Here is a 16,416-nt window from a genome sequence, read left to right on the forward strand (position 1 = left end):
CTTGGTGAAATCAAGCGAAATTACTACAATAAGTAGTCTCGCTAAAACTGGGAATCAACTAGTACTAAAGGGGTTCACATTTCCTAACCTAGACCTTCTATTTATTTCCGACAAGGATCCAAAGAATATTTCGGTAGGCTTATCCATATCAATTTCAATTTCATTCTATGATGGTGAAATCAAATTCAGTAACAATGAAAGCGACGATCCAAGTACAATTTTCCTGAAACTACCAATCAAGAAGCCAACCAGACCTGATAGTGTAGAGGCCCTCGGATATTACCCGAGTTATGCTGCCTTGAGACCAGAACAACGATGGGTATATCTTAATTGGTTGCAGGATGTGACTGAAGAAGTGGATATTGGATACGTATTTATATATTATTACGGCCTGGAAAGGCAACTGTTGACTGGTAAATTCGATAGAGCTTATGATGAAATACTAAAACTAAGAAGATTTCATCGGCATAAGTCATTCTTGGGATATAGCGAGTCCTCTTTGGTGAATTCGTCATTACTAGTGAAAAGACCTGACAAATTAACAGAATTACAGAGCAACAATGAAATATCAGCTTTTGGTAATTCCCTATTTCTAATTGCATATTACAATAACTACAATCTGTCTGTAGAAAACCTGATGCTAATTTTCGACAGAATGTCAGGGTTAAACAAGAGGTACTTCAGAGAAAACCGCCATCAATTTAAAAAATTCCTTTTGGAGACATTGACCAAACGTTTCGCTGTCGATTCCTTTCCTTTTGCGAAAAATTACGATGTTGATGAAGCCACATGCGCTCGGTATCCCTTATTTGCAAATACTTCACTACCAAGTAATATAAGAGCACCAGATCTGCCAAACTTCTACGCACACGAAAGACTGACGAATGAACTCAAAAATGTTTTTACTATAACCAGCGAGAGATTTAAGAATTGGAAGAAAGAAAAGAGGGGGAACAATACACAAACAAGAACATGATTTTGTTAAAGGCTCCGCCTTAACAGATTTGTACCTTAAACATCCTTTCATGTAATGCTCTCAGAAGCTGTACCACATTCCTTTGTTCGGCTACGTCCAAGTACCGAGCCACTGCAATTACATTTCACTCTACAGTTGACATTGTTGCCTTGTTCTACTTTCTGACGTTTCGTGCATCGGGAAGAACTATCATTCCTTACCCAAAAAGGTGACTCCTTGTTCAGTCTTAACGATGGGAGTATAATCGGGGTAATCAAAAGGACTTTTCTTAACGGGTTTCCAATCAAACCGTGGGAGTTACATGTCTCGACTCACAGATCTAATCGCACAAGCCAAGGCTAAAGACCCCCGGTTGGGTGCCGAATTGGAACGTGAATTCAAGATACTCTCTTCTCGTCGCGCCTTCGGGCTAAACTTTGAGCGACACTGGCCTGAGGCTGTGGAACTACCACAGCGACCGGTGCGCAAGGGCGACAAAGTGAGGATTTTGCCCACACGAGGCTCTAAGAACAAAGGGGACCAGCGACTTTGGGTGGTTAAGAAAATTGAAAAAGCCGAAGACACACAAATCGCGCGTCTGGAACTACTTGGAGCTACCGAACCTGAAACCCAAGAGATTGCCGTTGATGACTTAGTCGTCGTGGCAGAGTTCCGTGACTACATCTATCCAGGGCTTGTCAGCACCGGTAAGGTCGAAAGTGGAGGCGACAAGCCTTTCCACACGGTAATCAACGGTGAGAATTATCTCGTACTAAAAGCCCTGACTTATACGCACCGCGGTAGGTTCGATGCGATCTACATAGATCCACCCTATAATTCAGGGGCAAAAGATTGGAAGTACAACAACAACTACGTAGACAAGGAAGATGCATACAGGCACAGCAAGTGGTTGGCGTTTATCGAGCGGCGACTCCTTATTGCCAAGGATCTCCTCAATCCTAAGGATAGCGTCCTCATCTTCACGATTGACGAGAAGGAATATCACCGATTAGGGCTGTTACTGGAACAAACCTTTCCGGGACAGCGTATTCAGATGATCAGTACCTCGATCAACCCAAAGGGGTCAGCACGTGGTAAGGAGTTCTATCGCGTGGATGAATACATATATTTTGTATATTTCGGAGCCGCTGTGGTTCAAAATACTATGATTCAAGGACTCTGCATTACAAATTCGGAAGCAGAAAGCATGGAGAAGATCGCGGCTGAAGTCTGTGACTCACCGCCCGTGAAACCACCAACGATACGATGGGCATCGCTGTTACGCAGTGGCAAAGGAGCACACCGTGAAGAATCCCCCCTGAAGTTTTACCCAATCCTGGTAGATATCAAAATGGCCAAGATTGTCGGCGCTGGTGATCCATTACCACTTGGCCAACATCCTGAGGATTATCTTGCTCCTGAAGGACTCACTGCAATTTGGCCCACCAGGCAGGATGGGAGTGAAGGGCGATGGCAGTTAAACCAAACAGCATTCCGTACACTATTGGCCGACCAACACATTAAGATTGGCTCTATTGATCAGAAGACAGGAAAAGTAACGTTTTACTATCTTATGACTGGGCAGCGCGAGAAGTTAGCAACAGGCGAGCTTTCGGTAGTAGGGAAAGACAAATACGGTGGTCTTGAGTTGGAATATTCTACTAGCGACGCTGTTACCGGTAGACCTAAAACACAGTGGGCAAGCAAGGCACATAGCGCAACGGATCATGGGTCCTCCCTTCTTAGAAAAATCATCCCTGGGCGTAACTTCCCCTATCCCAAGTCTTTGTATGCAGTCGAAGATGCCCTTCGCTTCTTCATCATGAATAAGCCAGATGCATTAGTGCTCGACTTTTTCGCTGGATCAGGGACTACCGCGCATGCCGTCATGCGTTTAAACCGTCAGGATAACGGTCGTCGCCAATGCATCTCGGTTACCAACAATGAGGTTGCCGCTGACGAACAAGCGGCATTACGTAAACAGGGACTGCGCCCTGGTGATGCTGACTGGGAGCAGTGGGGTATCTGTGAGCATATTACAAAACCTCGAGTCAAAGCCGCGATAACTGGCAAGACTCCGAGCGGCAAAGCGATCGACGGTGACTACAAGTTCACGGACGAGTTCCCCATGTCAGAAGGTTTTAAGGAGAATGCTGAGTTTTTCACTCTTACCTATGAGACGCCTGTAGCTATTAGCCATAACTTGTCTTTTAAACGTATCGCGCCGCTGCTATGGATGCGTGCTGGAAGCATGGGGTGTCGCATTGACGTACTCCCAGACTCGGGTTGGGACGTAGCCGATACGTACGGTCTGCTTACTGACCTCGACCAAGCGGCGCCATTCATCAAGGCTGTTGAGAAATTTGAAGGTCTACGCATTGCATATATCGTGACCGATGATGACCGCCGTTTCCAGGCAACTGTACGACGTTTACCCGACTCGGTGGAGGCCATCCGGCTTTACGAGTCGTATCTCTTGAACTTCAAAATTATACATGGAGCATGATCGATGAAGTTTACACTAAAAGACTATCAGAACGAGTCAGTTCGAGATGTTCTCTCCAATCTTCGCAAGGCGGTTAAACGCTGGCACGAGGATGGCGACAAACATGCATTCTCACTGACGGCAACCACTGGTGCTGGTAAGACGGTTATGGCGGCCGCCGTATTTGAGGCGTTATTTTATGGTGACGACAATTTTGATTTTGAGCCCGATCTTGGAGCGGTGGTGATCTGGTTCAGTGATGACCCGTCCCTAAACGAGCAGACGCGATTTCGTCTCATGGAAGCTTCCGACCGGCTTACCTATACTGATCTCGTTGTTGTGCAAAACACCTTCAATCGCGAAAAATTTGAGGTAGGAAAGGTGTACTTCCTAAATACTCAGAAGTTGAGTAAAAAGAGTCTTCTTGTGCGGGGACACGATCCCCATAAAGGGGATACGAGCCAAGGTGTATTATCTCCCGAAATGCGTCCAGATATGCGCTCTCACACCATCTGGGACACGATACAAAATTCCATTGAAGACCCATCCTTGACGCTCTACCTTGTGCTTGATGAGGCCCACCGAGGTATGGGAAACCTATCCAAGGAGATACAGGACAATAAATCTACCATAGTCAAACGACTCATCAACGGCTCGGCTTCTGTGCCTGCGATCCCTGTAGTCTGGGGTATTTCAGCTACGGTAGATAGGTTCAATACTGCGATGGCTGGAGCCGAAGGGCGAAGTACTCTCCCAAACATCGTAGTGGACTCTGCCAAAGTACAGGAATCAGGCCTATTGAAAGACACGATAATTCTTGATACCCCTGATGAGGTGGGCCAGTTTGACACAGTGCTCGTACGACGTGCCACCGATAAGATCAAGGAATCTAGTGCTGCATGGGCTGATTACACTAAGCAGCAGGATGATGCGAATGTTGTAAAACCCCTCATGGTTTTACAGGTTCCAAACAAGCCTGATCATGGAGAGATCGGGCGCGCTATCGACACGATTTTTCAGCAGTGGCCAGAACTGACGAGTGATGCCATTGCGCACGTATTTGGTGAGCACACAACTCAAACCTTCGGTCATCATTCAGTGCCTTACATCTCGCCGGAGCATGTACAAGACTCTAATTGGGTGCGCGTGCTAGTTGCGAAAGACGCTATCAGTACCGGGTGGGATTGTCCGAGAGCTGAAGTTATGGTTTCTTTTCGCCCCGCTAAAGATCGCACTCACATCACACAGCTGATGGGACGAATGGTACGAGCTCCTCTCGCCCGGCGTATTCCAGGCAATGATCGGCTCAACTCTGTGGATTGCTTACTGCCCTTTTTCGACACCAAATCCGTTGAAGTGGTCGCAGACATCCTCATGAGGGGAGGCGATGACGGAGATACACCGTTGACAGGGCGTCGTGTACTCATCAATCCTAAGGAAATGACGCCGAATCCTTCTGTGTCTGAGACAGTATGGGACAAGTTTCTTTCATTGCCATCTCAATCCTTACCGCAACGGGGAGCTAAACCAGTAAAGAGATTGACCGCTCTTGCCCATGAACTTGCCTCGGATGGGCTTTTAGCCCATGCGGGTAAGATAGCACACTCGGAGATGCACAAGGTTCTGGATGCAGCCAGAGTTCGTTACGCAGGTGATATCGACTCCGCACGCGAGGCCGTTCTAACGGTTGAAGGCAAGAGCCTCACCGCCGACATGAAGACCATGAGTAAGACCTTCGACGACTTTTTGGAAGCCGCAGACTATGCTGTTATCGAGGACGCCTATCGCCGTGCCTCACGCAGCCTGAGTGCGGATATATCACGCACATACGCAGATTATCTGGCAGCCCAGAAAACCCATGCAGACTCACTTGAAGACGCCCTCGTAGAAGCTCATGCGGACATAGCAGCACTTGGACTTGTGCAAGAAGTCAAGGATTTTCTCGATGCCGAGGCAGACAAGATGGCCAAGGCCTGGTTAGACAAGTATCGCATATCAATAAAGGGATTGTCGGATGAGAGGCAAGAAGTATACCGCTCAATCAAGAGTATGAGCACGGAGCCAGCAGATATTGATCTTGCTAAGCCAAAATCTTTGATAGTACCCAGTACCGTGCTTGAAGCGGATGGCAACGAAACGCCCTTGCCTACCTTCAGATCCCATATGCTTTGCGACAAGGATGGGATGTTTCCCGCCGAGATGAATACGTGGGAGGAAAAAGTTCTGAGAGCCGAAATGCAACGCCAAGGCTTCATGGTATGGTATCGCAATCCATCACGTTCCAGTCAGGATTCGCTGGGCGTTGCCTATACAGATAATAACCAAGTCAAGATTGTCAGGCCTGATTTCATTTTCTTTTCAATGCAACCGGATGGTACCATCATAGCGGACATCGTAGACCCCCACGGAATCCAGTTCAGCGATGCACTACCAAAACTTAAAGGGCTAGCCCACTACGCCGAGACTCATCCTGAAGTCTATCGTCGCGTCGAGGCTATTGCTAGGGTTGGAGACAAGTTGCGAGTATTAGACCTGACCGATTCAACAGTTCGCCGCGAAGTGGCCAATGCTAAGGACGCGAAGAGTCTTTATTGTGGCACCTCAGCGAGCGACTACTGAATATTGCCGAACGGTTCTATGATACGGGGATAGGCTTTAATCTCACAAGCTATGCTAAAAAATCAGGGCATTGTTTCAGGTGTAGCTCGACTATTCTCCTCCGTCTCCAGCATCCAATTCGCATCATACATTTGCTTATTAATTTAGTTCCGCTCAGCTTCTGATTGCACGAAACTTACGAATGTTCAGTTGGTTTAATTCAAGGCTGTAGTACGCACCGCTTAATATTCATCACGTTCATCGCGAATACCAAATCGGCGTGGTGAAAGCTATTTCAAGCGGGGCCGATAAGCTTCTATCATTTGGGTATCAGCGCTGCTTCTTTGTCATTGTGGGGTGAAAATCAGTACTCCGTCTCCGGAACAATAGATGGAGAGCTCATCGTCGTGAATATTGTATGTCTCGGCGGCACTGAGCAGCTCAAAGAAATCGTGTTCCTGAGTCATTCTTGCTGATGGGAAGCACAGCATCATCGTGGAGGTAATAGGAGGTATTACGGTCAGCTGATTGCCGTCGATTTCATAATTGACGGAGTAGCTGTTGCATCCCCCGGAACCCCCAACCTTTCCCTGATCGCTCTTGAATTCTGCGGTGACGGTGGTACCTGCCAGTAGAGAACTCGGAGCCCCTGCATCACCGTATGCCTGTAGTTCCCAGGTGATGTCTTCGATCGGGGGCATTTCTTCAGGCGGTGCTTCCTCGACCTGCTCGACAAATACCATCTCTTTATCGTCAGCACATGAGATAATCAGCTTGTCAGCATGGACCAGGAACGTCTCTGCCGTATTGAGCAGTTCAAAGAAATCATGTTCCTGAGTCATTCTTTCTGATGGAAAGCACAGCATCATAGTGGAGGTAATGGGGGGTATTATGGTCAGTTGATTGCCGTCGATTTCATAATTGACGGAGTAGCTGTTACATCCCCCGGAACCGGCAACCTTTCCCACATCGCTCTTGAATTCTGCGGTGACGGTGGTGCCTGCCAGCAGGGAATCCAGAGCCCCGGCATCACCGTATGCCTCTAGTTCCCAGGTGATGTCTTCGATTGGGGGCACCTCTTCAGGCGGTGCTTCTTCCACCACCTTGAACAGGGTAGTCGCCGTCTCCGACCAATCGCCGTTATTGTCCTGGACTATCAGGCTGATGCTGTGGTCACCCACAGATAAAGATGACGTCTCAAAGGTGGCGGTGGTACCCAGGTCGCCGTCCAGGCTCGAACTCCAACGGTAGGCTACCACGGTCCCATCCTTATCCGTGCCATGTCCTTGAAAAGACACTGACTGATCTTTGACTGCCTGGCTCGGGGTAACCGAGTCGATATAAGCAACCGGCGGGATATTGGCCGGAACCGGACTGGGTGACGGAGCCGGTGAAGGAGCGGGAGTCGGGGTCGGGATTGGTTCAATGGTACTTGTAAAGGGCAGGCAACTGGTTGCCATCAGGCTCGTTATAGCCGCTATAGCGATGACCATAATTAAGTTCTTCATTAATCTCCTCAACTCCAGGCAAACAACATGGTTCAAATTGGTGACTTTAATATACTCTTGAGCTTCCGAGCTGTCAATATCCTCTGAGGTTGAGAGCATCCTCTGTTAGAGCATATCCTTTGACCCCGGCATACCGTTATCTGCCGGTGAATATGAAATGCCGGTGTACTAGAAGGTGCCGGTTATGGTTGTATTGACATAATCATGTATGTGAGCGGCTATCCTGTCGTATGCCATGAAGCCGTCTTTGGAGGGAAGAATCAAGGACCTTATCTCATCGCCGTATCCTCGCGTAGCACAACCCATCACCAGCACCCCTTCTTTGACCGGTTCGTGGGTTTTGATGGCGTTTTCCGGCTTGGTGCCGGCACCCTCGACACGGATTAGCTGTGCCATCATTTTGAAATCGGTGTCGGACAGCGCCAGTTTCGGCCAGATGGCTATTTCGGCTTCGCCTCCCGCCCGGAGCGTGTTGGTCAGATCGACCAGCAGCGGTTCCTTCAGCGAAGGGTCGTGATTCAGGATGTCGGCAATCTTGCCGCCGCTCCACTTGAAGTCGACGATATTTCCCTTTTTATATTTTACCTGCGCCTTGGCGTTCAAGTTCTTCCAGTTTTTCTTGTCCTTGCCCACATAACAGTCCACGGCATAGAGGAAAAAAGCCGACCAGTTGTTCTCCGTACTCATGGTATCCTGCCGGGGCCGTGATGTTCCTACGTGCTGCATCACGGCGTAGATGATTTTATCGATGTTCATACCTTGTAATCTAATGCACTTCTGCCGGCAGTTTTCCGGCGGGTTTGCCGTATCCTGGACAAAGTCGACTGCGTCGGCGATTGCAGAAATTCCCAGGGAAGCGAGGTATTCACTCAGCGTTTTCAGGTGCTCCGCCTGGATCGGTCTCAGATCGATAAGCTTTACCATGGTTGTCTATTCACCTCCTGCTTGCCGCTCAGTCTATAGCAAAAAGAGTGCCGGCTGCTGTCGAGCCGGTAGTTTCGAAAGCCGGCGCTCTATCCGCTGGGATATAGGCGCGGGGCTGATGGGGTGAGTGGAGGGATTCGAACCCTCGACCTTCAGGGCCACAACCTGACGCCCTAACCACTAGGCTACACTCACCATAAGAACATAAGTATTATAGCTAAAAACCTCTTCTCCCCGCAATGTGGTGCGGGATGGGGAGCGGGCTGCTTCCGGCATGGCAATGACTTTCAGATAAGCTCGACTATGGTAACCCCGGCTCCTCCCTCTCCGTACCCGCCGGGCCGGTACGATTTGACCAGGGGATGGTGGGCGAGCTGCCTCCTGGCTACCTGGCGTATCGTTCCACTGCCCTTGCCGTGGATTACCCTTACCCGGTACAGCCCGGCCAGCATAGCGTCGTTAAGGTATTTATCCAGCTTTATCAGCGCCTCATCTACAGTGAGATGGCGGAGGCGTACCTCGTCGGTTACCGGTTCCACCCGTCTGTTCCTGTCCATGATCTGATAGTTAGCATCCCCCGGGCTAATTCTAGCACTATAAGCTGCGGCAGATAAAGCGCGTCTTTCCCGGCTGCGGCCGCACCGGAGCGGCCTGAACGCGAAGGTCTATTTCAGGATGTCGGTCAGATCCTGGCGGCCGGTTATTGAGGCCGCTTTGTCCAGGAAGTCCTTTATCGAGCTGCTTTGCTCCCTCAGCTTTTGCAGTTCGGCCCCTATCGGGTCGATTGAGGTCGGGCTGTCGGCATAGGCTCCGTGAAAAGCGAAGTAGGCCTGGTTAAGTTTCCTGATGTGATAGCCCATGGAGGCAAGATACTGCCGTTTCTCTTCCATGAATTCTTCCGCCGGCTCTATTTCTCCCCGGCTCAGGTACTGATCGACCGTCCTCCGTATCTCCCTCATCTCCCGGTTAAAGTCGAATCCCGATCCGTCAGGCGGATTTTGACTGCCGTTTTCTCCGACCCGGGCGTAGTATTTTTGGTACACGATAGCCCCGATTTCCTTGCTCGTCATACTGGCTACCGTCTCGTTTATGACGGCGATCTCGTAGTTCGGGGCAAGCCCGGTCAGGTCCAGGGTATACAGGATCCCCAGCGGCTTAAAGAACAGGTATTGGTGCAGCCATTCCTCGGTTGCGGCGTCGATGGTGAAGCTCAAGCTCGCTTCATTGGTGACAAAGCTGGGGTAGGTCGAACCCAGGCCGCCGATCTCCACGACCAGCGCCGAGACTCCTAATTCCTCGGCCTCTTCCTCGATAGCCCCCATCTCCGCTACGCTGATGTCCTGACTGAGCAGAATCTCCCTGATGCTCGCTATCCTGTCCCGGGGTGAAATCACCAGCAGGTGCGGCGGCCTCTCCAGGCTGAAATTGAGCGGGGGAAAGTTGATGCTCAGGCCGGTCAGAGGGTTGAAGATCCCCTCTTCGGCCAGGACTGCCTTGATCTGCTGCTCTATTATCCTCTCCACGGTGTTCTCCAGACCCTGCTTTCTCTTCTTCAGCAGGGTAAGCTCACCCTGCAGCAGCGTTAGGTCGCCCTGCCTGGTGCCGCTTTCTACGGCCCGGATTTCCCTCTCCTGCCTGTTGATCAGACTTACCGTGTCGAAATACTGGTAAACAATGTCGGTTTCTTGGGGATTGTCGAACCAGCTTTTAGCCCACTGGACCATTTCCCCGGGTGCCGTCCGGCATTCCCAGGCCACAACACTGAAGCCGTACGGCTTCGTGATTGAATCCAGCCGGTCATCGAAATCCCGGCTGTTATCGCAGCCGGTGACGTACAACCCGGCCAGCAGTAGGCTTACGATCAGGATTAGCTTTGCTTTCAATTTATTCTTTATGCCCCCGGCTGGGTAGATTGAGGACGGGATCGGAGCGGGTTCAGGTATGTCGGTCCGGTGAAGGGCAGGGAATGAGGGTATCCTTACCAGCTATTCCAATCTGGCTGCGGTTCTGGCCAGTTCCCAGGAATACTCGTAAAGGTGCATCCCCTTGCTGATGGCAATGATTTCACCGTCTTCGACGCCTATTTCTCCGGCCATATACTCCTTGAGAAGCTGCATCGCGGCCAGGTTGGAGGGAAAGCCGGCCCACAGGTCCCAGGAGCGGAAGTAGACGATAAAATTGAGTCTGTTGTTTAAGATTCTGGTATCTATCGACCTCAGACAGGGCGGGTCGGGTAGAAAGATGGACTGGGCATCACCGACCGTCATAAAGGCCTGGTTGGTATTATAGCCGTCTTCCTTGTACATCCGGATTACTTCTTCGATCTGCTTCTCCAGGTACTGTCCGTAGGTGTACTGCTCTCCCTCGGCTCTATGGGCGGTCATCAGGTAGGGAAGATAGCTCTCGATATAGTCCATCGTGGTGGGAGGGGGCACGCCTTGGGGGACGTCGGGGGTTAACGGCTTTATGCCGGGGCACGTAATCTTTACTACCACGAACTCGAGCTCTTTCCGGCGTTCGTTGGTGTAGCTGCCCCGCTCAATCGTGTATTCCCGGCCGTTGGCCAGGACCTCGCGTAAGCAGAGGAACCATGCCTCGGAAAGGTCCCTGGCTTCGATTGATGAGATTCTCATTAACTAACCCTTTCAGCTTGCGGGTGATAACATTATAGCTGAAATCGGGAGCATGCTCAATGAGCAGCAGCTCGAAAAGGTGGCTAGGCAGTTTGCTCCGGCTTGTGTCAGGGCTACCGCTTTTTGAAGAGGTTCAGGAACCTGTCCTCATAATCTTCGAAGAGGCCCCAGTGGTCGAGCTCGTCTTTCAGATCACGCGGTTCGCATTCACCGGTACGGGTCATTCTGAAGAGCTCTTCAATCTTGACCCTGGCGTCGACCGGGATGCCGCCGGAATCGATATTGAGGAGCCCTCTGGCTCCCATCTGCCGCAGGTTATTCTGTACCGAGCTTCCGGTTATCTCATAGATGAACCGCATCAGTGAGACATCCCAGAGTTGGTCCTCGCCCTTGATGATGGAGGTGAGCGGTTCGCCGCGCTTATCGATCTCGGCATTCAGCCGGTCCACTACCGCAGGCAGGCCGTCGGATACGATATTGAGCTCTTTGGGCTCGTTGCGGTAGCTGTAGAACAGCCCGGCGACGTTAGGGCCGTGTTTGCTGGTCAGCATCTCGAAATATCTTCTTGCTTCGGAGCTGAACCCTTCCAGCCGGGAGAGGTAGTAAGGGGTGACCACCTTCGGCCTCTGGGCAATGACCCTGCCTTCCCTGATTACGGTCTCACTGACGTCAGCTACCAGGTCCTTGTAGACCGGTTCGGTAATCAGGTAGTAGTAGATATTGGTCGTGCCGAAAGTGGCCAGGCTCTGCTTGGGCGGCCTTAATATCTCGGTATGTTCGACTGCCTCTCTAATTCTCTCGTCGCTCAGGTCCATATTTAATACTTGCCTCTCATGATATGGCTTTTAGCTCCTGCCTTAGTTCGTCCAGCAGCTTGAGGTATTCCGAGTTGAGCTGTGTCAGTCTCCGCCGCCATTCCGCCTGGAACTGGGGCTGCTTCTCGACATCGATCTTGATGCCGCCCGCCGCGCCCAGCTGTTGCTTAAGCGCCTGTCTGACCTGCGCTTCGAACTCGGTCTTCAGCGCCAGATAGGCCTGTTTTTTCTGCTGTTCTCCCATGTTATGATAGTGTTCGAAGATATGCCTGATCTTGCTGTAGACGTTTTCCAGGCCGACCCGGTCTTTCTTTACCGCCTTCAAGCCCTCCATCGCCCGCTTGTTCTTTTGCTTCAGCAGGTCGTTATCGGGCAGGTTGATGTTCCTGATCAGGGTATCATTAAGCCCCTCTAGAATATATTCTTTTTGCTTTTCATCGTACTTGCCCAGCTCGGGTATCAGGTTGCAGTCTCCCCCGAGATATCCGGCGGCCAGCTTTGCCCCCTCGGGGACGTATTTCCATCTCAGGCGTTCCTCTTCGGTTATCTCATCGAGCTGCGCCAGCTTTTCCATTGCTATCTCGCGGGCACTCTTTATCTCACCCATCTCATTCTCCGGTTATGATCTTTGGCTACACCTGAAATTATATCAAATCTAAGGAAAAGCTTAAATTGCCGCTCCCGGTTTGTGTGTACTCCCGGCGGTGATATAATTTAGGTATGGGGTGTATCGATATCGGTGCAAAAAGACTTTGAGATTATCGACCATACCGCTGACGTCGGCATCGTTGCCTACGGCGACGATATCGGCCAGGCTTTTGGTAATGCGGCGCGGGCTCTGTTCAGCCTGATAACCGAGCTTGATTCCGTGGCCGAGGTCGTCTGCCGGGACACGGAACTCAGCGCGGTTGATGAAGAAAGCCTGCTGGTGGCATGGCTGAATGAGCTTATTTATCTGTTCGATACCGAGAACATTGTTTTCAAGCGCTTTGATGTTGCCGTGCTTCCCGGCTCAAGCCTCAGGGCGCGGAGCTATGGTGAGAAGGTGGACGGCTCGAGACACCGGCTGAAGACGGGGGTCAAGGCAGCCACCTACCATATGCTGAGAGTTGAGAAGGACAACGGCTGCCGGGTACGGGTAATACTCGATATTTAAGGGGGTATAGTTGATGCCATCACCCTGGAGAGAAGCAGTAAACAGGATCGACGACTATCGCTGGGAAATCCCGACGGGTTATAAGCCGGGTATGCTGGTACCCGGTCTGGTTTATGCCAGTGAAGCCATGCTCGACCACATCTGGCATGAGCAGGCTTTCGAGCAGGTGGCCAATGTGGCTTTCCTGCCCGGTATCGTCGGCTACTCGCTGGCGATGCCGGATATCCATTGGGGATACGGCTTTCCTATCGGTGGTGTCGCTGCCACCAGGGTCAGCGACGGGGTGATATCACCCGGCGGTGTCGGCTTCGATATTAACTGCGGCGTCAGGCTTTTACGGACCAATCTTACCGCAGCAGAGGTAAGACCCCGGATCGAGCGATTGGTAGGCGATCTTTTTACCAGTGTGCCCTCGGGACTTGGTTCGGAAGGGAAGATCAGGGTGAGTGAAAAAGAGCTGGACCAGGTGCTGGTAAAGGGCAGCCGGTGGGCGCTGGAGAGGGGCTATGGTAACGCTGCCGACGTTGTCGTTACTGAAGAGACGGGTTGTATCAAGGGGGCTAATCCGGATAAGGTAAGCGGCAAGGCTAAGAAGCGGGGCATACCGCAGCTGGGGACGCTGGGTTCGGGCAACCACTTTCTGGAGGTGGAGGCGGTGGATGAAATCTACGACCGGGTGGCGGCCCGAGCGATGGGCATAGCCGATGTGGGGCAGGTGGTGGTGATGATTCACACCGGTTCCCGGGGCTTTGGCCACGAGGTCTGCGGAGACTACGTCAGGCTGCTCGGCGAGGCGGTGAGGAGATACGGCATCAGGCTGCCTGACCGACAGCTTTCCTGTGCCCCGGTAAAATCGGTGGAGGGGCGGGACTACCTGGCGGCGATGGCGTGTGCCGCCAACTATGCCTGGGCCAACCGTCAGTGCATCACCCACTGGGTCAGGGAGTCCCTGGCCAGGGTTCTGCAGAAGAATGAAAAAGAGATAGGCCTGGAGCAGATCTATGATGTCTGTCATAATATCGCCAAGCTTGAGGAACACACGGTTAACGGCAGGAAGGAAGTCCTCTGCGTTCACCGTAAAGGGGCCACCAGGGCCTTTCCGGCGGGACATCCCGATATCCCCGATATCTACCGCGATATCGGCCAGCCGGTCCTCATCCCCGGCGATATGGGACGCTGCTCTTACATTGCGGTGGGTACGGAAAGAGCCATGCGGGAGTCGTTCGGCTCTACCTGCCATGGGGCGGGGCGGGTGCAGAGCCGCTCTGCTGCCAAACGCAGCTTGCAAGGCAGTGTGGTGGCCAGGGAGCTGGCGGCCCGCGGCATTACGGTTAAAGCGGGTAGTATGGCGTCACTGGCCGAAGAGGCCTCCCCGGCCTATAAGGATGTCAGTGAAGTGGTCGATATTACCGATAGAGCGGGCATCTCCCGCAAGGTAGCCAGGACGGTACCGATAGGTGTGATCAAGGGTTAGCATGTAGGGGCGCGGCGTATTTCCCGGACGCGGTTGGTGCCGTAATTCTGGCCAGGCTGGAAGGGCAGCTCAATTATGATTTCTTTCGCCGCCATCGATACACCAGCGGTATGGCGATAGCGGCGGCTGTTGCTGCGATAACACCACCGCTGTGCCACCCCGTCCACTCGCCTGACAGTGCCGGGGGTGGTGAGGCCTCCTCATTAATGGTAAAGGAGCCGCTCAAGCCGTTAACATCAATCGAGTAGGTACCCGCTCCCTAAGCAACGAAGAAGCCTGTACTCAGAATCTGCAAGCTCTCGAGAAGCATATATATGCCCAGTCCCATGATGATTATGCCTGCGATCAGGTGTAGCTTCCTGGTGTGCTTGTCCTTCCACTGGTAGACGTCCTGTGCCCGGCCCAGTCCGAAGTATATGCCCAGTGTGATACCTAAGAAAGGCGCTATAAATATTAGATTATATAGCAGAAGCGGCGGTACGTTTGCTAGCAACCCCTGGGTGGAGAGAATACCGGCGGCGATGATGTATGGTCCGATGGTACAGGGTAGCAGGAAAACGGTTACTATGACTCCGGCAACTGCGGCACCTCTAGCTGAGGTGACGTTAGACATCAGTTTCTTCACTCTGGGGCGCATCAGCATAGGCATTTCTGTGCCAACACCACCGGGTTTGTATTTTACAAAGTCCCGGATATTGAGAATGCCGAAGACTATGGCGGCGATGGCTAACGCCGTAAAAAGCCAGAAACCGACATTGGCCAGCATCTGGACAAGCTGGAAGAACTTGATGAAGACGAGTCCGTAGACAAAATACATGCCGAATACCACCCCGGTGAAAGATAGCCCGGCATAAAGTACACTCCGCCGGTTTCCCCGGTTATAGGCAACGATATAAACTAAGAGCAGGAGTAACACCGTGAAGGCGCAGGGATTAACGGCATCAGCGGCCGCCAGTGAAGCAATCTTGGCCAACGTCAAGCCGGTTGTGGGTTGTGGCACTGGTGCGGGTGTTGGTTCAGGAGTCGGCTCAGGGGTAGGCTCCGGTATTGGTGTCGGTTCCGGAGTTGGTTCAGGGATCGGCTCCGGGGTAGGCTCCGGTATGGGTGTCGGTTCCGGGGGCGGCGGTGTTGGTGGAGTAACTGCTTCTTCATTCCATTGCAGTATCCAGTCATCAATCTGAATGGCCTGTTCAAAACTAACATTTCCGCCCGGGGTCACCACATCCTCCGGATCAATGACATTATAATCAATACCATCAAGAACATCGCTCAGGTCATCGTTAATCAGTAGTTGCTTTAGTAGTTCACCATCCCCCTGGGGTCCAGTCTTGATCAAAACTTTCTCTTCATGCCATACGACGGGATAACCAGGCAGTGCGGCGAGGTCTTGGTCAGCGAAGCTTACTGAACTACCATCAACCAGCGGACAGGTATGGCAATCATATCCGTCTAAGACATCCCTGATACCGTTAATAATAGGAGTACCATTGATAATGTAATTATCCTGGCACAGGATCACCTGGGGAATCCTGAACTGCGTTTTGTATGCGGCGATGAATTCGTCGAAAACTTGAGTATTCTCCTGGTAGCCGTATATCTCGTATTCGATAACCACCAGATTGGGGTACTCTTCAGGCAACTGCTCCAGCAATAGGGGAGAAACACGGGCGCAGTCATGACACCCGATCCCCCCGAAGTAGACCATACAGATATAGTCTTCCTCTTCTTCCTGGGCATGAACTGGACTATCTTGAGCGATCGGACATAACCCAAAAACTAAAACAGCGCTAAGTAATCCTAATAAGTAACCCCTTAACTTCCATCCCGCTTGGTTGCTTACCAATCCTATCAATCTTCGCACTTACCCC

Annotated in this window: 14 protein-coding genes and 1 tRNA gene; 5 read left to right on the forward strand and 10 right to left on the reverse strand. The window is 51.6% G+C overall.

Annotation, left to right across the window (positions count from 1 at the left end; all coding sequences use genetic code 11):
• The first annotated feature begins 4 nt into the window (after positions 1–4).
• The 3 genes from PHI12_02965 (at position 5) to PHI12_02975 (ending at position 6,059) form a co-directional block, all read left to right on the forward strand.
• Positions 5–976, forward strand: a complete 972-nt coding sequence (locus tag PHI12_02965; GenBank protein ID MDD5509762.1) for a TerB N-terminal domain-containing protein — start codon at positions 5–7, stop codon at positions 974–976.
• Positions 977–1,508: 532 nt separating this feature from the next.
• The gene (locus PHI12_02970) at positions 1,509–3,461 is read left to right on the forward strand and encodes a DNA methyltransferase (GenBank protein ID MDD5509763.1); all 1,953 of its coding nucleotides are present in this window, start codon (positions 1,509–1,511) and stop codon (positions 3,459–3,461) included.
• A gap of 3 nt (positions 3,462–3,464) precedes the next feature.
• Positions 3,465–6,059, forward strand: coding sequence for a DEAD/DEAH box helicase family protein (locus PHI12_02975; GenBank protein MDD5509764.1), 2,595 nt, complete (start codon positions 3,465–3,467; stop codon positions 6,057–6,059).
• Positions 6,060–6,385: 326 nt separating this feature from the next.
• Here the strand turns inward: PHI12_02975 and PHI12_02980 are convergent, their stop codons facing one another.
• From PHI12_02980 to PHI12_03015, 8 genes are all read right to left on the reverse strand, one after another.
• On the reverse strand, positions 6,386–7,546 hold the full coding sequence (locus PHI12_02980) for an META domain-containing protein (protein MDD5509765.1): 1,161 nt from the start codon (positions 7,544–7,546) through the stop codon (positions 6,386–6,388).
• A gap of 168 nt (positions 7,547–7,714) precedes the next feature.
• Positions 7,715–8,470, reverse strand: coding sequence for a hypothetical protein (locus PHI12_02985; GenBank protein ID MDD5509766.1), 756 nt, complete (start codon positions 8,468–8,470; stop codon positions 7,715–7,717).
• A 119-nt stretch (positions 8,471–8,589) separates the two neighbouring features.
• Positions 8,590–8,665, reverse strand: a tRNA-His gene (locus tag PHI12_02990).
• A gap of 92 nt (positions 8,666–8,757) precedes the next feature.
• Positions 8,758–9,027 (reverse strand): Smr/MutS family protein, encoded by a 270-nt coding sequence (locus PHI12_02995; protein MDD5509767.1) that lies wholly within the window; start codon positions 9,025–9,027, stop codon positions 8,758–8,760.
• 108 nt (positions 9,028–9,135) lie between these two features.
• Entirely contained in the window at positions 9,136–10,353 is a 1,218-nt protein-coding gene (locus PHI12_03000) for a hypothetical protein (protein ID MDD5509768.1), read from the reverse strand.
• 102 nt (positions 10,354–10,455) lie between these two features.
• The gene (locus PHI12_03005; GenBank protein ID MDD5509769.1) at positions 10,456–11,103 is read right to left on the reverse strand and encodes a thymidylate synthase; all 648 of its coding nucleotides are present in this window, start codon (positions 11,101–11,103) and stop codon (positions 10,456–10,458) included.
• A 113-nt stretch (positions 11,104–11,216) separates the two neighbouring features.
• Positions 11,217–11,918 carry a hypothetical protein gene (locus tag PHI12_03010; protein ID MDD5509770.1) on the reverse strand — a complete coding sequence of 234 codons (702 nt, stop codon included), beginning with the start codon at positions 11,916–11,918 and terminating at the stop codon, positions 11,217–11,219.
• A 16-nt stretch (positions 11,919–11,934) separates the two neighbouring features.
• Positions 11,935–12,525, reverse strand: coding sequence for a hypothetical protein (locus tag PHI12_03015; protein MDD5509771.1), 591 nt, complete (start codon positions 12,523–12,525; stop codon positions 11,935–11,937).
• 132 nt (positions 12,526–12,657) lie between these two features.
• Between PHI12_03015 and PHI12_03020 the strand changes: the two genes are divergently transcribed.
• On the forward strand, positions 12,658–13,074 hold the full coding sequence (locus PHI12_03020) for an archease (protein MDD5509772.1): 417 nt from the start codon (positions 12,658–12,660) through the stop codon (positions 13,072–13,074).
• A gap of 13 nt (positions 13,075–13,087) precedes the next feature.
• Positions 13,088–14,548: an RtcB family protein gene (locus tag PHI12_03025; GenBank protein ID MDD5509773.1), complete on the forward strand. Its 1,461-nt coding sequence runs from the start codon at positions 13,088–13,090 to the stop codon at positions 14,546–14,548.
• Here PHI12_03025 and PHI12_03030 read toward each other — a convergent pair.
• Together PHI12_03030 and PHI12_03035 are read right to left on the reverse strand one after the other, a co-directional pair.
• Positions 14,545–14,706: a hypothetical protein gene (locus tag PHI12_03030; protein MDD5509774.1), complete on the reverse strand. Its 162-nt coding sequence runs from the start codon at positions 14,704–14,706 to the stop codon at positions 14,545–14,547. The genes PHI12_03025 and PHI12_03030 overlap by 4 nt on opposite strands.
• 101 nt (positions 14,707–14,807) lie before the next feature.
• Complete coding sequence (locus PHI12_03035) at positions 14,808–16,409, reverse strand: cytochrome c biogenesis protein CcdA (protein ID MDD5509775.1); 1,602 nt, start codon at positions 16,407–16,409, stop codon at positions 14,808–14,810.
• Between the last annotated feature and the right edge of the window lie 7 nt (positions 16,410–16,416).

Source organism: Dehalococcoidales bacterium, assembly GCA_028716225.1.
Taxonomy (GTDB): domain Bacteria; phylum Chloroflexota; class Dehalococcoidia; order Dehalococcoidales; family UBA5760; genus UBA5760.